This window comes from Bradyrhizobium sp. UFLA05-89, assembly GCF_059803475.1.
On sequence record NZ_JBANBA010000020.1, the window covers coordinates 1 to 22,040 of the forward strand.

The 22,040-nt window shown below is 65.0% G+C and carries 20 protein-coding genes; 8 read left to right on the forward strand and 12 right to left on the reverse strand.

All coding sequences use genetic code 11. From position 1 onward, the window contains the following. Positions 1-182 (forward strand): hypothetical protein (locus tag SO139_RS13180; RefSeq protein ID WP_498540161.1); only part of this gene is annotated, 182 nt, incomplete at its 5' end. A 63-nt stretch (positions 183-245) separates the two neighbouring features. Here SO139_RS13180 and SO139_RS13185 read toward each other — a convergent pair. The 4 genes from SO139_RS13185 to SO139_RS13200 form a co-directional block, all read right to left on the reverse strand. Then, the gene (locus SO139_RS13185; protein ID WP_498540162.1) at positions 246-1,646 is read right to left on the reverse strand and encodes an MATE family efflux transporter; all 1,401 of its coding nucleotides are present in this window, start codon (positions 1,644-1,646) and stop codon (positions 246-248) included. Positions 1,647-1,707: 61 nt separating this feature from the next. Continuing rightward, positions 1,708-3,507 (reverse strand): ABC transporter ATP-binding protein, encoded by a 1,800-nt coding sequence (locus SO139_RS13190; protein ID WP_498540163.1) that lies wholly within the window; start codon positions 3,505-3,507, stop codon positions 1,708-1,710. 488 nt (positions 3,508-3,995) lie between these two features. Further along, entirely contained in the window at positions 3,996-5,579 is a 1,584-nt protein-coding gene (locus SO139_RS13195; RefSeq protein ID WP_449381811.1) for a DHA2 family efflux MFS transporter permease subunit, read from the reverse strand. Positions 5,580-5,604: 25 nt separating this feature from the next. Then, positions 5,605-6,930 (reverse strand): HlyD family secretion protein, encoded by a 1,326-nt coding sequence (locus SO139_RS13200; protein ID WP_449381812.1) that lies wholly within the window; start codon positions 6,928-6,930, stop codon positions 5,605-5,607. A gap of 183 nt (positions 6,931-7,113) precedes the next feature. On the opposite strand from SO139_RS13200, the gene SO139_RS13205 reads away from it, so the two are divergent. Then, positions 7,114-7,749: a TetR/AcrR family transcriptional regulator gene (locus tag SO139_RS13205; RefSeq protein WP_449381813.1), complete on the forward strand. Its 636-nt coding sequence runs from the start codon at positions 7,114-7,116 to the stop codon at positions 7,747-7,749. A 185-nt stretch (positions 7,750-7,934) separates the two neighbouring features. Continuing rightward, positions 7,935-8,285: a DUF6665 family protein gene (locus tag SO139_RS13210; protein WP_449381814.1), complete on the forward strand. Its 351-nt coding sequence runs from the start codon at positions 7,935-7,937 to the stop codon at positions 8,283-8,285. Positions 8,286-8,313: 28 nt separating this feature from the next. Here SO139_RS13210 and SO139_RS13215 read toward each other — a convergent pair whose 3' ends face one another. Continuing rightward, on the reverse strand, positions 8,314-9,534 hold the full coding sequence (locus SO139_RS13215) for an extensin-like domain-containing protein (RefSeq protein ID WP_449381815.1): 1,221 nt from the start codon (positions 9,532-9,534) through the stop codon (positions 8,314-8,316). Between the two features lie 283 nt (positions 9,535-9,817). Continuing rightward, positions 9,818-10,153, reverse strand: a complete 336-nt coding sequence (locus SO139_RS13220) for a hypothetical protein (protein WP_498540164.1) — start codon at positions 10,151-10,153, stop codon at positions 9,818-9,820. Positions 10,154-10,403: 250 nt separating this feature from the next. On the opposite strand from SO139_RS13220, the gene SO139_RS13225 reads away from it, so the two are divergent. Together SO139_RS13225 and SO139_RS13230 are read left to right on the forward strand one after the other, a co-directional pair. After that, the gene (locus SO139_RS13225) at positions 10,404-11,192 is read left to right on the forward strand and encodes a DUF2147 domain-containing protein (RefSeq protein ID WP_449381817.1); all 789 of its coding nucleotides are present in this window, start codon (positions 10,404-10,406) and stop codon (positions 11,190-11,192) included. Between the two features lie 256 nt (positions 11,193-11,448). Next, on the forward strand, positions 11,449-12,837 hold the full coding sequence (locus SO139_RS13230; RefSeq protein ID WP_449381818.1) for a FecR family protein: 1,389 nt from the start codon (positions 11,449-11,451) through the stop codon (positions 12,835-12,837). A 65-nt stretch (positions 12,838-12,902) separates the two neighbouring features. Here the strand turns inward: SO139_RS13230 and SO139_RS13235 are convergent, their stop codons facing one another. Further along, positions 12,903-13,466 (reverse strand): NUDIX hydrolase, encoded by a 564-nt coding sequence (locus tag SO139_RS13235; RefSeq protein ID WP_449381819.1) that lies wholly within the window; start codon positions 13,464-13,466, stop codon positions 12,903-12,905. A 151-nt stretch (positions 13,467-13,617) separates the two neighbouring features. Continuing rightward, positions 13,618-14,487, reverse strand: a complete 870-nt coding sequence (gene asd, locus SO139_RS13240) for an archaetidylserine decarboxylase (RefSeq protein WP_449381820.1) — start codon at positions 14,485-14,487, stop codon at positions 13,618-13,620. 35 nt (positions 14,488-14,522) lie between these two features. On the opposite strand from asd, the gene SO139_RS13245 reads away from it, so the two are divergent. After that, entirely contained in the window at positions 14,523-16,187 is a 1,665-nt protein-coding gene (locus tag SO139_RS13245) for an aminotransferase class III-fold pyridoxal phosphate-dependent enzyme (protein WP_449381821.1), read from the forward strand. A 197-nt stretch (positions 16,188-16,384) separates the two neighbouring features. Here SO139_RS13245 and SO139_RS13250 read toward each other — a convergent pair whose 3' ends face one another. The 3 genes from SO139_RS13250 to SO139_RS13260 form a co-directional block, all read right to left on the reverse strand. Then, on the reverse strand, positions 16,385-17,044 hold the full coding sequence (locus SO139_RS13250; protein WP_449381822.1) for a hypothetical protein: 660 nt from the start codon (positions 17,042-17,044) through the stop codon (positions 16,385-16,387). Between the two features lie 124 nt (positions 17,045-17,168). Next, positions 17,169-17,858 (reverse strand): class I SAM-dependent methyltransferase, encoded by a 690-nt coding sequence (locus SO139_RS13255; RefSeq protein ID WP_449381823.1) that lies wholly within the window; start codon positions 17,856-17,858, stop codon positions 17,169-17,171. Between the two features lie 34 nt (positions 17,859-17,892). Then, complete coding sequence (locus tag SO139_RS13260; RefSeq protein ID WP_449381824.1) at positions 17,893-18,945, reverse strand: glycosyltransferase family 4 protein; 1,053 nt, start codon at positions 18,943-18,945, stop codon at positions 17,893-17,895. A 272-nt stretch (positions 18,946-19,217) separates the two neighbouring features. Here SO139_RS13260 and SO139_RS13265 point away from each other — a divergent pair, with 272 nt between their 5' ends. Continuing rightward, complete coding sequence (locus SO139_RS13265; protein ID WP_449381825.1) at positions 19,218-19,937, forward strand: L,D-transpeptidase; 720 nt, start codon at positions 19,218-19,220, stop codon at positions 19,935-19,937. 269 nt (positions 19,938-20,206) lie between these two features. Next, positions 20,207-20,545, forward strand: coding sequence for a GIY-YIG nuclease family protein (locus SO139_RS13270; protein ID WP_449381826.1), 339 nt, complete (start codon positions 20,207-20,209; stop codon positions 20,543-20,545). A 97-nt stretch (positions 20,546-20,642) separates the two neighbouring features. Here SO139_RS13270 and pcaB read toward each other — a convergent pair whose 3' ends face one another. After that, positions 20,643-22,004 carry a 3-carboxy-cis,cis-muconate cycloisomerase gene (gene pcaB, locus SO139_RS13275; RefSeq protein ID WP_449381827.1) on the reverse strand — a complete coding sequence of 454 codons (1,362 nt, stop codon included), beginning with the start codon at positions 22,002-22,004 and terminating at the stop codon, positions 20,643-20,645. Positions 22,005-22,040 lie beyond the last annotated feature (36 nt).

Sequence of the window (22,040 nt, forward strand, 5' to 3'; positions counted from 1 at the left end):
TCCTCGATCTCGCGTTGAATCTCCTTCAATATGCGATTCTCACCCAGCTTGGTCCGTGGATTTCTGACTCAGTAAGACTAAAGCGCGATGAGATTGGGATGAATCGTCATCGCGCTTTAGGCTGTTGTTTGAGCATGATCTTTTCGGAAAACCGCTTCACACTTTTCCGGATCAAGCTCTAATGCGCTGCACCGGCGGCTCCGGCAAGTCTGGCGGAGCCGTGGTTGCGGGACAGCACGAGAGGCCTATTCGGCCGCGCTCGTACCGACGGCTGCAATCTCCACCCCATCGCGCACAGGACGGGTCTCCGCGGGAGGCAGGCGCTTCCCGAACTCGCGGCGCAGCAGCCACACGCTGAGAGCGGCCTGCAACGTCGTCGCCGCGATCGAGAGGTACCAGACCTGCTCGATCCGGAAACCCGGCCGCGTCGACAGCCAGATCGCCGGCAGCGAGTAGGTGAGCACGCGTGTCACCGAGCTAAGCAGCACCGGCTTGGTATTGCCGAGGCCCTGGAACATGCTCGAGCAGGTGAAGATCAAGCCCTGCGCCACCATGTTGAACGAGATGATCCGCAGGAACAGGAAGGCGATCCTCATGGTCTCGCGGTCGTTCGAGAATCCGGCGAGCAACCACTGTGGCTTCGATTGCGCAAGGATCATGAAGCCGATCATCACGACGGTGACGATCAGCACCGCCTTGACGAAGGTTTCCCGCACGCGCGCACCGTTTCCGGCGCCGACATTCTGGCCGGCGATCGGCCCGGCCGCGAGCGCAACCGCAAGCCCCGGCATCTGGATCAGACCGAGCACCCGCTGTCCGATCCCGAATCCCGCCTGGGCCGGCGCGCCGAAATCGCGCAGCACGTAATAGACCACCGCCATGAAGAAGAACATCATCGCGAACTCGCCGCCGGCCGGCAGGCCGACATTGAGGATCCGCTTCCAATGCTGGAGCTGCGGCCGCCATTTCCGAGGGTCGAAGGCGACGTAGCGCTCCAGTCTGCGGAAATACGCATACAGCATCAGCACGCCGGTCAGGACGCCGATGGAGCTTGCGAGGCCCGCACCGGCCACGCCGAGCGGATGACCCGTGCCCCAGCCCGCGATCAAGACCGGTGCCAGCGCGATGTTGATGACGACAGCAAGTGCCTGGACGAGCATGGTAGGCCGCACGATGCCGGTCGCCCGCAGCGCGGACGCCATCACCTGTATGGCAAATTGCAGCGCCAGAGCCGGCACGAACCACAGCAGATAGGTGCTGCCCGCCTCGATGGTGGCTTCGTCCGCGGCAATCGAACGCATATAGGGGCGGGACAGCGCGGACCCTGCGACCAGTGTCGCGAGCCCAAACAGCACCGACAGGACGATGGCCTGGTTGAAGATCAGGTTGGCGTCGTCTCGATCCTTGCGTCCCACGGCATGCGCGATCAGCGCGACCGTGCCGACGCCGAGCACCTGCATCAGCGCATTGACGAGGAAGCCGGCATTGCCGGCCGCGGCCACGCCCGCGATGGCGGCCTCGCCTAGTCCCGAGACGAAATAGAGATCGACGAGCTGGCAGAGCATGATCGTGATCATCCCGACCACGATCGGCGGGGCCATGGTCAGGATGTGGCTTGCGATGGAGCCGCGTGTCAGGTCTTTCATGTCGTTCCATTTCCGGCGGCGTGGCCTTCGGACGAGCGTCCGTCAGCCACGCGCCACTTCCTCATCCCACTGCTGCACTCGGTCCGAACTCGATCACCTGACGCTCGAACAGGCCGCGATAGAGGCCGCCTGGCCGAGCCGTCAGCGCCTTGTGGGTGCCCTGCTCGACGATCTCGCCGCGGTCGAACACCAGGATGCGATCTAGGCTGCGCACCGTCGACAGGCGATGCGCGATCACGATCGAGGTGCGGCCCTTCATCAGCCGCTCCATCGCCTGCTGGATCAGCGCCTCCGATTCCGAGTCGAGGCTCGACGTCGCCTCGTCCAGGATCAGCACCGGCGCGTCCGCCAGGAATGCGCGCGCCAGCGCGACGCGCTGCCGCTCGCCACCCGACAGTTTCACGCCGCGCTCGCCGACCAGCGTGCCGTAGCCTTTCGGCAGGCGCAGGATGAAGTCGTGCGCATTCGCCAGCCGCGCCGCCTGCTCGATCGCCTCCAGGCTGGCGCCGGGCCGGCCGTAGGCGATGTTCTCGGCGAGCGAACGGTGGAACAGGATCGGCTCCTGCTGCACGATCGCGATCTGGCTGCGCAGCGATTGCTGCGTCGCCTTCGCAATATCCTGCCCGTCGATCAGCACGCGGCCATCAGAGACGTCGTAGAGCCGCTGCACCAGCTTGACGAAGGTCGTCTTGCCGGAGCCGGAGCGGCCGACAAGTCCCACGCGCTCGCCAGCGCGGATGTCGATCGACAGGCCGTCATACAGCGGCGCGGGATGGCCGCCATAGTGGAACGTCACGTCGTCGAACACGATACGGCCACCCTCGATCAGGATCGGCGTTGCATCAGGCGCATCGGCAATGCCGATCGGCTCGTCATGGATCGCGACCAGCTCCTCCATGTCGTTGACCGAGCGCTGCAGGTTGTTGATGTGCATGCCGACGTCACGCAAGTACGCGTGAATGATGTAGTAGCTGGTCAGCACATAGGTGACGTCGCCGGGTGAGGCGCGCCCCGCCATCCACAGCAGCACCGAGCCGCCGATCACCGACGCGCGCAGGCACAGCAGCAGCGAAAGCTGCGACAGCGCCGTGTAGTTGTAGCGCAGCCAGGTCCGCCGCACGCGCACGCGCCAGCGCTTGATGACGCGGGCGAGCCGTGCGTCCTCGCGCGCCTCCGCGCCGAACGACTTCACCACCGCGTTGCAGGTCAGCGCATCCGCGAGCGTGCCGCCGACCTTGGTGTCCCAGCCGTTGGAGACGCGCGCGGCCGGCGCGATGTAGCGCGTGGAGAACAGCGCCGTCATCGTGACGTAGACCAACGCGCCGAGCGCGACCACCGCGCCGAGCGAGGCCCAGTGCACGCCTAACAGGATCATCGAGCCGACGAGCACGCTGAGCGAAGGCAACAGCGCCAGCAGGATGGTGTCGTTCAACAGGTCGAGCGCCCACATGCCGCGGGTGATCTTGCGCACCGTCGAGCCGGCGAACGAGTTGGCGTGCCAGTCGGTCGAGAAGCGCTGCACGCGCATGAAGGCGTCCTGCGCGATCTCGGACATCAGCTTCAGCGTGAACGGCACGATCACCTGCAAGCCGGCCAGCCGCAGCACCATCGAGGTAAAGCCGAGCGCCACGATCGCGCCGAACGCGACCAGCGCCGCATGGCGCGCGGCAGGATCGTCGGGACCGTGCGTCAGGGCGTCGACGAGACGCCCGGAGAACACCGGCATGAAGAGGTCGGCAACCGTCGCGCCCAACAGGCCGCCGCCGACCGCGAGCGCGCGCCCCGGCTGCTTCAGCCAGTGGCGGAATACGAAGGGCAGCACCACGCGTATCGCCGCGGGCCTTTTTGACAGTGCGGTCATGGCGTTATCCGGCTGCGCGCTGGCGCAGTCCGGCTCCATCAATGGACGCATGACGGCCACGAAGGCCGAAAATGGCGTCGTTAAATCAGGTCGTCGCTTGGGAATTGGAGCGGCCGGGGAATCGGGCCCGGTCGAAGCTGGCGAAAGCGGTCTCTAAAGGACCGAAGACACACCGAGCTTGAACATCGAGCGCGGGCGTACGATCTGCGAATGCGTGGAAATCATGCAAATCCCTCCCGGTTCGAGCAATGAGGCGCGCTTTATAGATGCATCGGTTGCGATTTGCAACACGGCTCGCGCAAGATGTCGCGCGAGTGTTGCAAATTTAATGCGCGTCGCCGCCGCCTTGATCTCCGCCGTCATGCCACGCGAAGGCGGGGCATCCAGTATTCCAGAGACGCCTGACGTCCCTCGCGCTGCCGCAGTGTACTGGATCGCCCGATCAAGTCGGGCGATGACGCCGTGTGTGTGGCACCGTCACGACAAATTTAATGCGCGTCGCCGCCGCCTGCGAGGGACGCCGGCTTGTTCAGGAGCAGCACCAGCAGGCTCAGGCCGAGATAGAACAGCGTCAGCATGAAGAAGGCGTCGCCATAGCCCATCACGACGGCCTGACGGTGCACGATCTGGGTGAGCTGCTTCATCGCCATCAGCGTGGCATCGCCCAGGCCCTGGAATTTCTGCATGAAAGTGTTGAGCGTCTCGGTCGCCGTTGCGTTGCCCCAGGTCACGCGCTCCTGAAGACGCGTGATGTGCAGATCGGTGCGGTCGTTGAGCACGGTGTTGATCACCGCGAGGCCGACGGCGCCGCCGAGGTTGCGCATCAGGTTGAACAGGCCGGAGGCGTTCTTGACCCGATCCGGCGGCAGCGTGCCGAGCGCGATGTTGTTGGTCGGCACCATCGCGAACATCATGCCGACGCCGCGCAGGATCTGCGGCAGCAGCAGCTCGTAGAAATCGAAGTCGCGGGTGATCCAGGTCATCTGGTAGGAGCCGATCGCGAACACGATCAGCCCGAACGCGATCATGTAGCGCATGTCGAAGCGCAGCATGAGACGGCCGACCAGCGGCGCGACCAGGAACATCGTGGCGCCGGAGACGAACATGGTCTCGCCGATCATCAGCGCGCTGTAGCCGCGCACTTCGGCGAGATAGCGCGGATAGATGTAGGTCAGGCCATAGAGCCCGATGCCGATGCAGAACTGCAGCACGCAGCCGACCGCGAAATTGCGGTTGGAAAAGGTACGCAGGTTGACGATCGGTTCGGCCGCAGTGAAGACGCGCCAGAAGAAGGCGATCGCGGAGACGGCACAGACCCAGGCGAAGATCGCCACCGACGTGTCCTGGAGCCATTCATATTGCGGGCCTTCCTCGAGCACATATTCCAGCGAGCCGAGGAAACCGGCCATGAAGATCAGGCCCCACCAGTCGAAGCGGTCGAGCAGCTCGAAATGCGGCTCGTCGAAATCGACCAGCGCCAGCACGCCCAGCGTGATGCCGATGCCGGGCACGACGTTGATGAAGAACAGCCAGTGCCAGGACATAAGGTCGGTGATGTAGCCGCCGACGGTCGGACCGACGGTCGGCGCCAGCGTCGCGACGAGACCGATGATGGGGCCGACGATGTGGAATTTCGTGCGCGGAAACACGGTGTAGGCGGAGGCGAAAACCGTCGGGATCATCCCGGCGCCCAGGAATCCCTGAAGCGCGCGCCACAAGATCATCTCCTCGATCGAGGAGGCGAAGCCGCACAGCAGGCTCGATGCGGTGAAGCCTGCCGCCGAGATCGCAAACAACAATCGCGTGCCGAGCGCGCGCGACAAGAATCCCGAGAGCGGAATCGCGATCACTTCGGCGATCAGATAGGCGGTCTGCACCCAGGAGACTTCGCTCTGGCTCGCCGACAGGCCGGCCTGGATCTCGGACAGCGATGCCGAGACGATCTGGATGTCCAGGATCGACATGAACATCCCGAACACCATGATGATGAAGGCGAACAGCCGCTTCGGCTCGATGCGCTCCGAAGCGGGGTTCGCCATCATGGCGGGATTGGCGGTCGTTGCAGTCGCCATCGTCTGGCCTCGCAGGGCTGTTCGCTTACTGCGGATGGATCATCGTGGGATCGTCGAGATCGATTTCACTATCGGCGTCGGCCGCGCCCTTGTTGGTGTCGACGGTCGCGTAGACCGACATGCCGGCGCGCAAGAGATTCTGCCGCGCGACCGACTTCGGAACGCGGATGCGGACCGGCAGGCGCTGCACGATCTTGGTGAAATTGCCAGTGGCGTTGTCGGGCGGCAGCAGCGTGAACACCGAGCCTGCGGCCGGCGAGATGCTGTCGACCATGCCGGAGAACTTGCGCATGCCGTAGGCATCGACCTTGATCGTCACCGGCTGGCCGGGACGGATGCGCTTGAGCTGGGTTTCCTTGAAATTGGCGTCGATATAGACCTCCTCGAGCGGCACGATGTTGCCGAGCCGCTGGCCGACCGCGACGAAGTCTCCGGTGTTGACGAGGCGGTTGGAGAAGGTGCCGTCGACCGGCGCGCGCACCGAGGTGAAGCTGAGGTCGCGCTCGGCTTTCGCAAGCGTGGTCTTCAACTCCGCAAGCTGCGCCTGCGCCTCGGCCTGCTGCGCCTTGGCGACGTCGACATTGCTGACTGCGACGTCGTAAGCGGCCTGCGCCGCCTTGACCGCGGCGGCGCCCTGGTCGCGTCCGGCTTCCGAAGTCTCGAACGTGGCGCGCGAGGCAAAGCCCTTGCTGCTCAGCGCCTGCTGGCGCTCATAGTCGAGGTCGGCGCGCTTGAGGCCCGCTTCGGCGGAAACGAGCTGCGCCTTGGCCTGCACGACCTGACTGTCGAGCGCTGCGACCTGGCGGCCGATACGATCGATGGTGGCCTGCTGGGTTGCGATCCTGGTCGCGGCGGCGTCGACTGCGATCTTGTAGTCGCCGTCGTCGATGCGCAGGACGACGTCGCCGGCATGCACCAGCGTGTTGTCGCCGGGCAGGATCGAGGAAATGTGGCCGGCAACTCGCGCACCCAGCATGGTGTTGTTGGCGCGCACATAGGCGTCATCGGTGGAAACGTAGAAGCGGCCGACCAGCGTGTAGTAGCCGGCATAGCTCGCTGCCGCGAGCGCAAGCAGAAGCCCGACGCCCATCAGGACGAATTTGCGCTTGCCGGATTTCGGCGGGACGGCCTTCGGTGCAGACGCGCCGGTCGCCGGCGTACCCGGGGCAGGCTTCTCGATTGCCGGCCTCTCCGGTGTTTCGGCCGTGCGGCGTTTGCTCTCCTCGGCCACCGACCGCAACTGCTCGGCCAGTGCCGCCGAATTGTCACTCGCGGCTTCGCCCTGAGCTGGTGCTTGATCCTGGGAATCCTGGCGAAGGACGCGCGCGGCCTGGTCTCTCGATACGGCCATAAAGGCCTCCCCACAAAAACACGCGATCGGGCGAGCCGCGACGCGGCCCCTCGCCTTCGCCAAATGACGAATATCATTGACCGAACCGTTCGGTCAATATAGATTATTCCCCGATCGAACCCTAGTGGCCGGAATCCTTTCTTTGGGTTTCCGGCACCAAAATCCTCAGGGAACCCTGAATCAATGGTTGCAGCCGTTCGCGACACCGTCGCTGTCGTCTCAGAAGAGGACAGCTCCAAGCGCCGCCAGATCCTCGACGGCGCTCGCAGGGTGTTCATGGATCTCGGCTTCGACGGCGCCAGCATGGGCGAGATCGCGCGCGCGGCCGCGGTCTCCAAGGGCACGCTCTACGTCTACTTCGCCGACAAATGCGCACTGTTCGAAGCCATCCTCGAGGAGGAAGCACTTCAGCACGGCCAGGTCGTGTTCAACTTCGACCCTGCGCGCGATGCCGAGACCACGCTGAAGGAGTTCGGCCAGGCCTATATCCATTTGCTCTGCCGGCCCGGCGGGGGATCGGCGATCCGCACCGTGATGGCGATCGCCGAGCGCATGCCCGAGCTCGGCCGCCGCTATTACGCGTGCGTGCTGGACAAGACCGTCAACCGGCTCGCCGACTATCTGAAGGCGCATGTTGCACCGGGCGATCTCGCCATCGACGATTGCAACCTCGCCGCCTCCCAGTTCATGGAGGTGTGCAAGGCCTCGCTGTTCCTCCCCTTCATTTTCCAGGCCGCCCCAGCCCCATCCGAGGAGCGCATCATCGCCGTGGTCGACAGCGCGACGCGGATGTTTTTGGCCGCGTACCGGGCGAAGTGAGAACAGCAAGCGGCGTGTGATCTGCTCACCAAATCCACCAGTGTCATGCCCCGGCTTGACCGGGGCATCGGATCGCCCGATCAAGTCGGGCGATGACGGTTGAGGGTGGGGCAAGCGCGTTCCTCAATCTCGTCATTGCGACCAGCGCGTTGCGCATGCGGTCCGCGTGACGCTATACATAAGCCATGTCCTCTGATCTCCGCCTCAACCGCACGCCGGTCGACGTTCTCAACTACGAGATCGTTCAGGAGCAGGCATCTGCGTTCGGGCGGATGGGGCGAGCGCTGGAACAAGCGCTCGCGAAGCTGCGCGAATTCGATGCCACGCATCCGCCCGCGGATGCGCGTGCATCAACGCATCAGGCACGCCGCGCTCTGGTGATGGAGGCCGGCCACGCGCTCTGGATGTTCGTGGTACAGCGGGAGGCGTGCGGCATTCGCGACAGCCGACCCGTCATGCGCGACTACAACGTGCCAGGCGAGGTGCAGCGCTGCATGGGGCTGGTTCCGGCACCATCGATGCGGGCCGCAAAGTAGGTTCAACGATCACAGGCGTACGTGCGCCCTACTCGTCCTCGAACTCGTCTTCCTCGTTGACCTTCTCGCGCTTGCCTTTCCGACCGAGCGAGCCGGTCACGTAGGGGTCGCGCGAGTTGGCATAGGGATTACGCTGCTGGGCGCGGGCAGCGACCTCTTCGCCGGAGACGGCAGCCGGTTGGCAGATCAGGCGGCGGCTGGCGCGCCGCATCAAATCGACGTGGATGTGATCGTAGTGATAGACGTTGGAGCCCGGCGCGAGCACGGTCGTGAAATGCGCGCACGCGCCGGACTGCACGTCGCGCAGAAAACCCTGCTCCTCCGGCAGGCCGCGCCAGCCGTCCTTCACCGAGATGCGGCGGCCATCGACGAGCGTGAAGGCGGCGATGTCGAGCGCATTGCCGAAGGCGTGCTCTGAGATATGGGCGTGCGGATTGCCGTTCATGCCGCGGCAGGAATAGGCGGAGATCTGCTTGATCTCGACCACGCGCTGGCCGAACCAGCGCATCGCCGAGGGCTGCACGGTGTCGGCGAACCAGCGATCGAGCTCGGAGACGATCGGGCAGGCCAGCGTCGCGGTCGGCTTCACCGCAACCGGGCCGACGGCGCCGACGGGACTACCCTGCCCGGGACCAAGCCGCGGCAAGGGTTGCTGCTCGGGGCGCTGCGCATACGGCGCCTGCGATTGCGAGGAGTAATTCGGCCGCGCCGGATAGCTCGGCGCGTTCATGTAGCGCGCCGCTCCCGCCGCATCGGTGCCCTCGGGCGGCAGGTCGATCTCGTCTTCCTGCGGCGGTGCGACGCCGGGCGCGCTGAGCGAGATCGGACCTGAGCTTCCGCCATAGCCGGAGGGCTGGTTCTGGCGCTGCGGATAGCTCGAGGCGTTCGGATAGGCCTGGTTCGGATAGCTCTGGCTCTGCGGATAGCTCGGCTGCGTTCCCGGCCAGCGCGGCTGGTTGCCAATGCTCGCCGGCGGCCGCAGTTCCTCGTCGGCGAAGCCAAAGCTGCTGGAGCCTTCCCCGATGGCTGCCACTTTCAGCGGAAATTCTGCTCCACAGGCGCCGGGGCCGGAGATCGGCTCGATCCGGACGATCTCGGCGCTCTCTTTCACCGCGCCCGATTTCAGGCACGCGGCTTCCGCCTCGGCCCGCCACGGTTCGCGCTCGGCCTGGAAGAAGCCGCGTCCGCAACCCGCAAGCGAAACAAGGACGATGGAGCCGACGAGATACAAACGAACTCCGCGCGTCATGCACGCAGGTTCGGTGAATTTACTTAAAGACTCTTCAACGCTTTGATTTTACGTTTCTTTAACCATGAGGGTCGGCCCTTGCGGCGGGAGAGCGACAGCAACGCTGGCTTTTTCACCGACAGACTCGCTGTTAATCTTACGAGTTGCGCGCAAAGACGCGCGAACAGAGGGAGCTCCTTTATGACGTTCGTCGGTAGACTGAGCGTTGTGACTGCGTACCTCGCAATAGCCTTTGTCGGAGCCATCGTGCTCGGCGTGATCTAGTTTCCAGACACGGCAAAGCTCAGTCGTAATTCGCGCACTCCGATCCGGTGACGCCGCCGATCTTCAAATCGCGGCACATCATGCCGGGATTATCGGGGTCGGGAGAGCGGTCGTCCTTCTCGCGAACGGTATGGTCGAAGCCCCAGCCGCGCGACAGCATGCAGCGCTCGTATTCGCGCGACGTCACCGTACCGTTCTGCGGCTTGCCGAACTGCGCGTCAAAGAACGCACCATCCGCCTGCAGCTCGTCAGGACCGCGCTGCCGCTTCAGCGCGTTGCGATAGATGTCCGTGTCGGCCCGCGCCGCGACGATGCCGCCGACCAGTAGCGCGGCGACGAGAATGAGGCGGAGCATGTTGGCTCTCCTTTCCAGCGATCTTCAGTGATCGGTCGCAAGCAAAGGCGAGAGCGATTCGATGAAAGGCGATGACGGACAGGAGCAGGAAGGCGCTCTCGCGCCAACTGTGACGCAGCTCACTCCGTCGATGCCGATGCCGTGACATCAGTCACGGAAGCCGCGGTGGGCTCCGCGTAGGGTCGAACCACGCTCAGTGGATCACCGACATCCGGCCACACCGTTTCCACGCCACATTTGGGAGGCTGCCATGACCAGGCTTTCTGTCGCCGCTACCGCGCTCTTCCTCGCTACGACCGCAATTGCCCATGCCGGCAACGCGATTTCCTTCCAGATCGACGGGCAGAGCATCCACATCCAGGCTCCGAGGAACTGCGCCTCGCTGGATTGCGTCACCATCGTGGCGCCCGGCCTGTCGAACAAGCCGATCAGACTCAACAACATCAACCTCAACGGTTTTGGCTCCAAGGACGATGACGACACCACGTCGTCGAGCACGACGACCACGACCCCACCGACTCCGGCGCCTGCCGCGCAGCAACCCACGCCGCAGCCGCCGGTCCCGGCGACCGCGCCTGCCGCACCAGTCGTGACTGCGCCGCCTGCGCCGTCCACGACCGTTACCACGCCGACCACCACCGCGGCCGTGGGCGCCAACGTCACGCAACAGGCAGCGCCCATTGCACCGCCTGCTCCCGTTGCCACACCGGTCGTGACCACGCCCGCACCGGCCCCTGTTGCGGCTGCGCCCGCACAGGCCACGCCGCTTGGCCTGTGGGCGACCGAGGAGAACAAGGGCAATGTTCGCGTCGAAGACTGTGGCGGCAACCTCTGCGGCTATGCCGAGAAGACCAACGAGAAGATCCTGATCAACATGAAGCCCGATGGCGCCAAGTGGAGCGGCCGCATCCACGATCCCGACTCCGGGCGCAACTACGACTCCACGATCGCGATGAAGGGCCCGAACATGCTTCACGTGCAAGGCTGCGCCTTGGGCGGCATATTCTGCGGCGGCCAGACCTGGAAGCGCGTGAGCTGACGCGCGTCATCCCGGGGCGATGCGAAGCATCGAACCCGGGGTCTCCCGCCACAATCTCCGGATTCCGGGCTCGCGACTTCGTCGCGCCCCGGAATGACGAGCAAGGACCGTGACGCCACGCCCCGAAATCCGGGACGTGGCGTTTGAACGTTGGCAACGCCTGTGCGACAGACGTTCATCCGCCATTCAGCCATCTCCGGCTGAAATCGGCTGATCTCGCCTCGTGTCTTTCACCGGGACCCTCACTGTGGCTTTGATGCTGGCTTGGCGCCGCTGCGTGCTCGCGCTTCCGCTGCTGGTCGTGCCGCTCGCTGGCGCGACGGACGCATGCGCATCCGACGCGACCCTGCTCGCGCAGGCGCAGCCGGCGCCGCAGGCGACGCCGACACCGTCTCCCTCGCAGGCGCCCGCGACACCGGCACCTGACGTTCAAACCGCCGCGCCTGCAGAGCCGATCGGCAACGTCGCCACCGTGACGGGGATCGCCACCGTGATCCGCGACAAGAATTCCTATCCGCTGAAGGCGCGCGACGACATCTATCTCAATGACGTCGTGCAAACCGCTTCGAACTCCTCGCTCAGCATCGCCTTCAACGATTCCACCACGTTCAATCTGTCGGCCAGCGCCAAGATCACCATCGACAACTACGTCTACGAGGACGGCGGCAAGCAGAACTCGGCGATCTTCGACGTCGGCAAGGGCACGGTTGCCTTCGTCGCCGCAGCGGTCGCCAAGACCGGCGACATGAAGATCACGACGCCGACAGCAACGCTCGGTATTCGCGGCACCACCGGCGTCATCGACGTGCCGGCCAACGCAAGTGCTGCAACGACCGCGACCAACAACGTCAACATCAAGCTCTATCCCGACGCCGACGGCAGGGTCGGCCACATCGACGTCAACGACCGCACCAGTGGCGCACGGCTCGGCGCGCTGACGCAAGGCGCATCCGGCTTTGCCATCCGCCCCGGAACGGGCGGCGTGCGCTTTGCCGCGGTGCCGATCACGATTGCCCCGCAACAGGTCGCGCGCGACCGCGCCTTCGTGAGCCAGGTGCATCAGGCGCAGACCACCGGCCGGCAGATCGTCACCGAGCAGCGCGAATTCCGCAGGGCCAATCCGGGCGCTGCCCCGCGCATTCCGCGGCCGGTCCAGCCGGCTCAACCGCAGCAGCAACAGCCGCGGCCGAACGGTCAGCCCGGACAACAGCCGCAGCGGCCCAATGGCCAGCCCGGGCAGAACAACCGTCCGGGCCAGCAGCAGCCGGGTGCGCCGAATCGTCAGGGCACACAGCAGCCGCAGCGCCAAGGACAAGGCGGCGCGGCTCAGCCGGGCACGCCGCGCACCGGGCAAGGCCAGCAGCAGGGTGCGCCGCGCACGGGACAGACGACGCCCGGCGGCACGACCAGTCCGCAAGCGCCGCGCGGCGGGCAGGCTCCGGCAGGCACGACAACGCAACCAGGCGCTACGCCTCAGCCGCAGACACCGCATGCCGGCCAGCAGGGCCAATCGACCCCGCCCGCTGTCCAGCCGCAGCAAGGTGGCGTGCAGCGGCAACCCGGTTTGCAGCAGCGCCTACCGGGCCTGCAACGCCCGGCACCGCGCAAGCCGGCATCGCCGAGGGAGAAGAAAGAGCGGAGGTAGCGGTGCCGCCCCCTGTCGGTAGAGGGTACGCGTCGATGCAGTGCTCGTTTACATTTCTCTTGAACTCACGCCTCGCCGCGGAGCCAGGCCTTTACCTTTTGCAGCAAGCCGTGTCGCAGCTCCTCGACCGAAGCCGCCTCCGCAGGCGTCAGCGACTGCATCGCGGCGTCGACGTCGTCCATGGCTAGTGGCGGTGTGGCTTCCGCTTCAGTCGGCGCGAGGCCGGCGGCGGCGAGCGCGATCGGGCCGACTTGCAACAGGAACGCTCGCTCATACTCGCGCGACAGCCGCGCGACTGCATCCTCCAGCGGCAACCAGTCGACCGCCTTGACGTCGTTCATCAGCTTGCGGACCGGCCCGCCGTCCGCCTCCATGCGCCAGAAATGGACGATCTTGGAACGCCCACCGGACGGATAGGCGAGCGTGCCCAGAAATTCGCGGATGGCGACGTCGTGGCCAGTCTCCTCCAGCACCTCGCGGTGCGCGGCTTCCCTCAGCGTCTCGTCATCGTCGAGTTTGCCCTTGGGCAAAACCCATTCATTGCGCTTGCGCTGGCGCACCACGGCGATCAACGGCGCGTCGCGCCGCACCACAATTCCCCCTGCCGCCAGAACCGGCGCCCGCGCCATCACTCGTTACCTGCCGTGTCGAACGAATCGCCCTCGCGGACGATATAGGCCGCCGACACGGCGGATTGAAGGCTTCTTTAGTGGAGCATGATCTCCGCGCAAACGCGTTCCGCGTTTGTCGCGCGGGAAAACCGGTACCCACTTTTCCGGATCATGCTCTATTTTTTCGCAGCAGCGCCTGCCCGGCACGGATGCGCGCACCCTCGGCGATGCCCTCGCAGAAGGCAAAATCGCCGGGCGCCAGGATGATGATGGTCGAGCCGTGCTCGAACCAGCCGAGCTCCTCACCTTTCTTCACGCTGACGTCGCACGGGAAATTGACCGGGCCGCGGGTCTGCGCATTCAGCACCATGTCGAGGAAGTGCAGCCGGATGCTCGCGACCAGAATCGCCGCCACCGGCACCAGCGTCACCGCCTCGCCGGTCGACAGATGCGTGCGGATCACCGCGCGCTCGTTCTTGCAGAACAGCCGCTCGACCCGCTTCAGCGCGATCGGGTTGACGTTCCAGACATCGCCATGGATCAGCGTGACGCGCTCGATATGCGCGTCATAGGGCGCGTGGAAGCGGTGGTACATGCTCGAGGTCAGTCGCAGCGTGACGAAGGAGCCATTGCGATGCTGCTCGACAAGCGCGGGATCGCCAAGGAGATCGAGCAGCGAATAGGGCGCGCCCTTGACCTGGAACAGCTCGGTGTCGGCGATCTTGCCGTGCGCGCCGACGATACCGTCGGAGGGACTGGCGACGATCGCGGGACCCGGATCGAACGGCCTCAGGCCCGGCTTCAGCTCCCGCGTGAAGCAGTCGTGCAGGCTCTTGAAATGGGTCTTGCGCGCCTCCGACAGGTCGAGGTCGGAGAACAGCTTCCACAGCGCGATCGATCCGTCGCGCACCAGCGGGTTCTCGATCTTGGAGAACCAGCCCATGAAGCGCGTTAGCGCCGCACGCGGAATGCGGTTGGTCAGCAGGAAGTTGAGGTCTTCCTGCTGGGTGAAAGAGGCGATGAGGGCTTTGACTGTCATGAATCTGTCAGCAGGTAAGGTTAGCGCTTGTTGTCATGGAAACGACACTCCCGATTCTCTCATTGTCCGTGGCCGCCGCAGCATCCGCTGCCGCCGCCTTCCCGAAGCTCAAGGCGCGGATCGAACTCTCCCGCGCCAAGCACCGCTCGCTCTCGGGGCATTCCAAGATGTCGCGCCGGGTGGCGCGGCTGATCCCGTTCTACGAGTTCGAGGGCGACGACTATTTCGCCTGTGACGGCGCGCCGACGAATGTCGCAGCGCAGCGCCAGGACGGCTTCTTTCGCCTCGCCGGTCTCTACGCCACGCGCTACGCCAAGGGCCGCGCGCTGACGAAGGAGGCGGCGGAACGAATCTCCGACCTTCAATTCACCGAAAGCTACCGCGTGCCGTTCCAGTTCTCCCGCCTGGTGCGCGAGAACCTGGGCACATCGAGCTTCATGCAGTCGTCGAATGGCGTCACCGTCACCGATCTCGACGGCAACGTCTCCTACGACCTTACCGGCTCCTACGGCGTCAATATCTTTGGCAACGACTTCTACAAGGAGTGCATCGAGGAAGGCGAGAAGCGCGCCCATGCGCTGGGGCCTGTGCTCGGTCCTTACCATCCCGTGATCGCCGAGAACGTGACGCGGCTCTGCCAGATCTCGGGGCTCGACGAAGTCTCCTTCCACATGTCCGGCACCGAAGCCGTGATGCAGGCCGTCCGCCTTGCGCGCTACCACACCAAGCGCACGCATCTGGTGCGCTTTGCGGGCGCCTATCACGGCTGGTGGGGCGACGTGCAGCCCGGCGTAGGCAATCCCATCGCCGCGCACGAGACCTACACGCTCGCCGAGATGTCGGAGAAAACGCTGCGTGTCCTGAAGACACGCCGCGACATCGCCTGCGTCTTGGTCAATCCGCTCCAGGCGCTGCATCCGAACGCGAACGCGCCCGGCGATTCCTCGCTGGTCGACAGCTCGCGCGGTGGCAACTTCGACCGCGAGGCCTATACCGCCTGGCTCGAGAGGCTGCGTGAGGTCTGCACCGAGCGCGGCATCGTGCTGATCTTCGACGAGGTCTTCGTCGGCTTCCGTCTCGCCCCCGGCGGCGCCCAGGAATATTTTGGCGTGCGCGCCGACATGGTGACCTACGGCAAGAGCCTCGCCGGCGGCCTGCCGGTCGGCGTGGTCTGCGGCGAGAAGGACCTGATGCGCCGCTTCCGCGACGATCGTCCCGCCGACGTCTGCTTTGCCCGCGGCACCTTCAACTCGCATCCCTACGTCATGACGGCGATGGACGAGTTCTTGAGCCGGCTCGCAAGCCCTAACTTCCGCGCCATCTATGACGGGCTGGATGCGACCTGGAACGGCCGCGCGCAAAAGCTCAACCAGATGCTGAGCGAGGCCGACCTGCCGGTGCGCGTCGCCAATCTGTCCTCGATCTGGACGGTGAAGTACACCGAACCGTCTCGCTACAACTGGATGCTGCAATATTACCTGCGCGCCGAGGGCCTCGCCTTGAGCTGGGTCGGCACCGGACGGCTGATCTTCAGCCTCAACTACTCCGACGCCGATTTCACCGAGGTCGCCGAACGCTTCGTCCGCGCCGCGCAGAAGATGAAGGCCGATGGCTTCTGGTGGCACGATCCTGGCCTCACCAACAAGCGCATCAAGCGGCAGATCCTGAAAGAGATGCTGGCCAAGCGCTTCGGACGCTGAGGCTCGTTTTTCCCACACATCCACTGTCATTCCGGGGCGCGGCGCAGCCGCGAACCCGGCATCTCTAGATTCCGGATTCGGTCCTGCGGACCGCCCCGGAACGACGGTGTATGGCGCTTCCAAGACGTGGATGCCCGGGACGGGCCCGGGCATGACGCAACCTTTGAACATCGGAGTGTTTGGTATGAGCCGCGCGCTCAGGCGTGCTGCTCGCTGAGCTCAGGCTCGGCAATGAAGCCCAGCGTGTGCTCGGGGACGAGATGCAGGCCGGGGTCCATCAGCTCGCCGCGCATCAGCGCGAGCGGTGCCTTGCGGTAGAGCATCAGGTCGTGGAACGGGTCGGTCAGGATCTTGGTCATCCAGACGAGGCCGGTCTCGACGTCGCGGATGAAGAACAGGTGCACGGTGCGGAACAGCAAGCCCCCGGCGCCGACCGCGAGCCAGATCTTTGCGACCTGCCGCATGAAGTCGGTCGCGCTCGCGAACGGCTTGAATAGGCCGAACAGCGTCGGATCGGCAAACAGAACCAACGGCGACAGCGCCCAGATCGCCATCAGCACGACCTTGCGCTGAAGATTGTAGCCGACCTTGATCTCTTCCTTGTGCTCGTGCGTCGCCTGGTTGATATGGTCATAGCCCTTCGGCTCGAAGAAGAAGTGACCGGCCTGGCGCGAAGTCATCGACACCAGCCAGCCGACCAGCCCCGAGACCACGGGATCAACGAACAGCCAAAGATAGGCGAACAGGAAGCTCGCCGCGCTGACGAAGTGCAGGCTCTGATTGATGCGGCTGTGATGGTAGTAGCGGTGGTCGTCCCAGCGCTGGATGCGCAGCTGCTCAAGGAATTCTTTGATCATACTTTCCCCCTAAAGGCTTCGGGTAAGGAGATACAGGGATTCGATGTAGGGCGTGTGACATCATCATTTTGTCATATGACGATGTGCGCGACGCGGTGACGCATGAACGCGTGGAGCCGTTGGCTCAGGCCGCTTTGGCGACCTGAACTTTGCGCAAGCGGACCAGCGAGAAATGGCCGAGCGGCGGAATCAAGCGGCGCTCTGCGAGCTCCATGCCATGCGCACTCGCGAGCCACTTGGCGTAGCGCGACCAGGCGAACTCGGCGGTGCGGAAGCCGAGGTGACGCACCACCGGCTGGAGCTTCTGCTCGATGAAGCGGCGCATGCCGGCATCCGCGCTGACGCGGGTCAGGATGATCAATTCGCCGCCGGGACGCAGCACGCGCGCGAACTCGTCCAGCGCGATTTCCGGGTTGGGAACGGCGGTGACGACATATTGCGCCATCACGACGTCGAAGGAGTTGTCGGGAAACTCGAGCTTCTCGGCGTCCATCACCGCGAGGCCCTCGACGTTCTTCAGCTTCAGCTCCGAAACGCGGCGGCGCGCCTTGTCGAGCATGGCCTCCGAAATATCGGTGCCGAAGATGCGGACGTTCGGCGCGTACATCGGCAGCGAGATGCCGGTGCCGACGCCAACCTCGAGCACGCGGCCGCCGAGCTTGTTGGTCGCTGTGATCGCGGCCTGCCGGCCCTTGGCGAACACGCCGCCGAACACGAGGTCATAGACCGGCGCCCACCGGTCGTAGGCCTGCTCTACCGTGCCGCGGTCGAGGTCGAGCTGCTGCGACTCTTCGAACTTCATAATCTTGGCCATTAGCAAAAGTCCCGTTTGGTTCAGATGTTCCAAATCAACCCCGCACCGGCCGCCGCGCCATGACGGGCGTCGGGCGCAGCGAGCGGCTGGGCTGGAGTGAGGTGAGGTTTCCAACGAACTGACGCGCACTGTTTTCCCAGGAGCGCGCCAGCGCGAAGTTGCGGCAGGTCTCGCGCGACATGGTGAGCGCGCGCAGGCAGGCGGCCCGCAGATCGTCGTCGATCGCTCCGATCGGATGATCGGCGATGACGTCCTTCGGACCCGTCACCGGAAACGCCGCGACCGGCGTGCCGCAGGCCAGCGCCTCGAGCTGCACCACGCCAAAGGTGTCGGTGAGGCTCGGGAACACGAAGACGTCGGCGGCTGCGAGATGCGAGGTGAGATCGGCGCCCTTCTTCTCGCCGAGGAAGACGGCGCCGGGATACTTCTTCTCGAGCTGCGCCTTCTGCGGCCCATCGCCGACGACGACCTTGGTGCCGGGCAGATCGAGCGAGAGGAACGCGTCGAGATTCTTTTCCACCGCGACGCGCCCCATCGCCATGAAGATCGGCCGCGGCAGGTCGAGCTTTGCCGGACTATCGGGATGAAACAGCGTGGTGTCGACGCCGCGCGTCCAGAAGCCGAGCCGCTTGAAGCCGCGCTCGGACAGCTCCTGCCGCAGCGATGGCGTCGCCACCATGGTCATGGCGGCGGCGTCGTGGAAGTGCCGCAGCACGGCGTAGCCGACGCTATCGGGAATGCCGGTGCGCACCGAAACGTATTCAGGGAATCGCGTGGTGTAGGAGGTGGTGAAGGCAAGCCCGCGCCGGCGGCAATAGGCGCGCGCCGCCCAGCCGATCGGGCCTTCGGTTGCGATGTGCAGGGCTTCGGGCGCCGCCGCCTCGATCCGCCGCGCGATCTCGGCGCGGCTCGGCAGCGCGATGCGCAGGCCCGGATAGGTCGGCAACGGCAGCGACCGGAAGCCATCCGGCGTCAGGAAGTCGATCTCGACATCGAGGGCCTTGGCCGCATTCGCCAGCGAGGTCAGCGTCCGGACCACACCATTAACTTGCGGATGCCAGGCGTCAGTCGCGATTAATACCCGCATGGGAAATCCCGAGAGTTTGATGATTCTCGGCTTAGGACCATCAACGAAGGATATTTCAGGCGTGTGACGTCACAGAAGTGTCGGCCCACTGTTTTGTTCGTTAACAAGTCCAGACAGCCACGAAACTGTCATGAAACAATCCTTGCCGCGACGAAACCGTTTTCGATTTCTCGCGCAAACGTCCCGAAACTTTTCGCCGCTACGAGTTCAGGCAACGGAGCACCGCAACGGTGCCGCGGTGATCAAAAACACCGATCCAACAGGGGCGATCAATGTTCAATCTGGACACGTTCAATACGTATTCACGCGCTGTTGCGCTCGGTGCAGTTGCGATCACCGCGATCGCGTTTGCCGGCCCGGCACATGCCGCGCCCGTGCAACTCTTCCCCTTCTTCGCGCCGCCGCCCGGCTTTGCCGCGCCGCAGCCGCTGCAACCTTATCAGCCCTATCAGCCGGCGCCGTCCTATCAGAGCGCGCCGTCGGAGGATCAGGACAGCGTCGAGATGCCCGCCCGCTTCCGCCGCCAGGTCGTCGCTTACGCAACGCGCGAGGCGCCCGGCACCATCATCATCGATACGCCCAACACCTATCTCTATTACGTGCTCGGTAACGGCCAGGCCGTGCGCTACGGCATCGGCGTGGGCCGTGACGGCTTCACCTGGTCGGGCACCCAGTCGGTGACCAAGAAGGCGGAGTGGCCGGACTGGACCCCGCCGCCGGAGATGATCGCCCGCCAGCCATATCTTCCGCGCCACATGGCCGGCGGTCCCGGCAACCCGTTGGGGGCCCGTGCCATGTATCTCGGCGGCACCGTCTACCGCATCCACGGCACCAACGCCCCCGAGACGATCGGCAAGCACGTCTCCTCCGGCTGCATCCGCCTGACCAATGAAGACGTCACCGACCTCTACTCCCGCGTCAACGTCGGCACCAAGGTCGTCGTGCTTCCGATGACCGACCGCCGCGCGGACCTTGGCAGCGCAACGCGGTAAATGGCGAGACAAGATTTCTGCGACAAGAGGCCCCGGCGACACCGGGGCCTTTTTGCGTGTGCGCCAACGATCGCGGCTTCATCCTTCGAGACGCTCGCCTTCGGCGAGCTCCTCAGGATGAGGACTGAATGCGTGGCCGTCGCGCCCCACCGACTTCCTTCCATGGTCGAGGGGTTGTCCCGTCGGGACTTGCGCCAGTCCACGGACGCCAGTTAGCCTCATCCTGAGGAGACCGCGAAGCGGTCGTCTCGAAGGATGGGGCGGGCACGATGACAGACGGCGCGTACCTCTACATTCTCAAGTGTGCCGACGGCAGTTATTACATCGGCACGACGCGCACTGCGCTCGAGATCAGGATCGCGCAGCACAACGCCGGCACATTCGGCGGCTACACCTCCTCACGCAAGCCCGTGACGCTAGTCTATTCGCAATGGTTCGACCGGATCACGGACGCGATCGAATGCGAACGGAAGCTCAAGAAATGGAGTCGGGCTAAGAAGGAGGCCTTCATGCGCGGAGATTTCGCTGAACTTCAGAAACTAGCAGAGCGCAAGTCTCCTCATCCTTCGAGACGCCCGCCTTCGCGGGCTCCTCAGGATGAGGACTGAGTTCGCGGCAGCCTCCCTCGGCCGGGGAGTCGTGCCATGGCTTGCTCGTTGCGAACACTTGGCAGGACGTTCGCAGAACGTGAATCGGCCGGCGGCCTCAGCCGGCGCTCTTGCCCGCCGAGAGGGCGAGCACGCGGTCGACCATCTGGCCGGAGAGGCCGAGATAGTTCGCGGGATCGCAGTGGCGACGGATGGCATCGACGCCGCCGAGCGCTGCCACGATCTCGGGAACGCCGGACAGGATCTCGGCGAGATCGCCGCCGCCCTCGATCGCCTTGCGGCATGCATCGTAGACGACGTCATGCGCGTGTTGCCGGCCGAGTTTCGGCGCGGCGGCCATCATCACGGCTTCGGCGACGATGAGGCCGTGCGTCAGGCCGAGGTTTTCGCGCATACGATCGTCGTGCACGACCAGACCTGCCAGCATGAATTTCGCATTGGCAAGCGAGGATGCCGTGAGCAAGAAGCTCTCCGGCAGCGACACCCATTCGAGATGCCAGGGACCGGTTGCGCGCTCGAAATCGTGGATCATGCCGTCGAGCATGGTCGCGACGTGCTGGCGCACGGCCTTGGCCGCGGCGAGCATCAACTCGCTGGAGATCGGGTTGCGCTTCTGCGGCATGGTCGAGGAGGCGCCGCGGCCATGCACGAAAAGCTCCGAGAGCTCGCCGAACTCGGTCGCACACATCAGCATGACGTCGGTGGCGATCTTGCCGAGCGTGCCGGTGACGAGGCCGAGCAGCGTCACCGCTTCCGCAACGCCGTCGCGCGCCACGTGCCAGGTGATCGGCGGCTGGTTGAGGCCGAGCTCTTCGCAAAACAGGCGCTGCATCTCGAGGCCGCCATCGCCGACCGAGGCGAGTGTGCCGGCTGCGCCTGAAAACTCGCCGAGCAGGATGCGCGGCCGCGCCTGGTCGACGCGCTCGATGTGGCGGTCAATCGAGGACAGCCAGATCGCGACCTTATAGCCGAAGGTCACGGGAAGGGCCTGCTGGAGATGGGTGCGGCCAGCCATCGGCGTGTCGCGATGCTTGCGCGCGAGGTCGCCAAGGATCGTGCGCAGCTCCTTCAGGTCGCGCGCAACGATGTCGAGCGCGGCGCGGATCTGGAGCACGTTGGCGGTGTCCATGATGTCCTGCGTGGTCGCGCCCCAATGGACGTAGCGGCCGGCCTCGCCGGCGGCCTCGGAGAGCTGATGGACCAGCGGCAGGATCGGGTAGCCGACGATCGCGGTCTCGCGACGGAGCTTGTCGAAGTCGAGCTTGATGCTTCGGGAGACGGCATCGATCGCGGCCGCGGCGTCCTTCGGCACGACGCCGGCGCGGGCCTGGGCACGGGCGAGCGCAGCCTCGGTTTCCAGATAGCGGCCGATCAGCGCGTCATCCGAAAAAACCGCGCGCATCTCGGCGGTACCAAACATGTCGCGGAACAGCGCGGAATCGAAGACGGTGCTCGCCATGACGCTTCCTCTTTATTATGTTCGTACATAATCATA

What these genes read in the sequence shown, in the direction of transcription:
- pcaB (WP_449381827.1), bottom strand. Translation starts at nt 22,004, where the DNA reads ATGGCGAGCACCGTCTTCGATTCCGCGCTGTTCCGCGACATGTTTGGT.
- SO139_RS13190 (WP_498540163.1), bottom strand. Translation starts at nt 3,507, where the DNA reads ATGACCGCACTGTCAAAAAGGCCCGCGGCGATACGCGTGGTGCTGCCC.
- SO139_RS13200 (WP_449381812.1), bottom strand. Translation starts at nt 6,930, where the DNA reads ATGGCCGTATCGAGAGACCAGGCCGCGCGCGTCCTTCGCCAGGATTCC.
- asd (WP_449381820.1), bottom strand. Translation starts at nt 14,487, where the DNA reads ATGACAGTCAAAGCCCTCATCGCCTCTTTCACCCAGCAGGAAGACCTC.
- SO139_RS13195 (WP_449381811.1), bottom strand. Translation starts at nt 5,579, where the DNA reads ATGGCGACTGCAACGACCGCCAATCCCGCCATGATGGCGAACCCCGCT.
- SO139_RS13235 (WP_449381819.1), bottom strand. Translation starts at nt 13,466, where the DNA reads ATGGCGCGGGCGCCGGTTCTGGCGGCAGGGGGAATTGTGGTGCGGCGC.
- SO139_RS13265 (WP_449381825.1), top strand. Translation starts at nt 19,218, where the DNA reads ATGTTCAATCTGGACACGTTCAATACGTATTCACGCGCTGTTGCGCTC.
- SO139_RS13185 (WP_498540162.1), bottom strand. Translation starts at nt 1,646, where the DNA reads ATGAAAGACCTGACACGCGGCTCCATCGCAAGCCACATCCTGACCATG.
- SO139_RS13270 (WP_449381826.1), top strand. Translation starts at nt 20,207, where the DNA reads ATGACAGACGGCGCGTACCTCTACATTCTCAAGTGTGCCGACGGCAGT.
- SO139_RS13220 (WP_498540164.1), bottom strand. Translation starts at nt 10,153, where the DNA reads ATGCTCCGCCTCATTCTCGTCGCCGCGCTACTGGTCGGCGGCATCGTC.
- SO139_RS13210 (WP_449381814.1), top strand. Translation starts at nt 7,935, where the DNA reads ATGTCCTCTGATCTCCGCCTCAACCGCACGCCGGTCGACGTTCTCAAC.
- SO139_RS13245 (WP_449381821.1), top strand. Translation starts at nt 14,523, where the DNA reads ATGGAAACGACACTCCCGATTCTCTCATTGTCCGTGGCCGCCGCAGCA.
- SO139_RS13230 (WP_449381818.1), top strand. Translation starts at nt 11,449, where the DNA reads ATGCTGGCTTGGCGCCGCTGCGTGCTCGCGCTTCCGCTGCTGGTCGTG.
- SO139_RS13215 (WP_449381815.1), bottom strand. Translation starts at nt 9,534, where the DNA reads ATGACGCGCGGAGTTCGTTTGTATCTCGTCGGCTCCATCGTCCTTGTT.
- SO139_RS13205 (WP_449381813.1), top strand. Translation starts at nt 7,114, where the DNA reads ATGGTTGCAGCCGTTCGCGACACCGTCGCTGTCGTCTCAGAAGAGGAC.
- SO139_RS13255 (WP_449381823.1), bottom strand. Translation starts at nt 17,858, where the DNA reads ATGGCCAAGATTATGAAGTTCGAAGAGTCGCAGCAGCTCGACCTCGAC.
- SO139_RS13225 (WP_449381817.1), top strand. Translation starts at nt 10,404, where the DNA reads ATGACCAGGCTTTCTGTCGCCGCTACCGCGCTCTTCCTCGCTACGACC.
- SO139_RS13260 (WP_449381824.1), bottom strand. Translation starts at nt 18,945, where the DNA reads ATGCGGGTATTAATCGCGACTGACGCCTGGCATCCGCAAGTTAATGGT.
- SO139_RS13250 (WP_449381822.1), bottom strand. Translation starts at nt 17,044, where the DNA reads ATGATCAAAGAATTCCTTGAGCAGCTGCGCATCCAGCGCTGGGACGAC.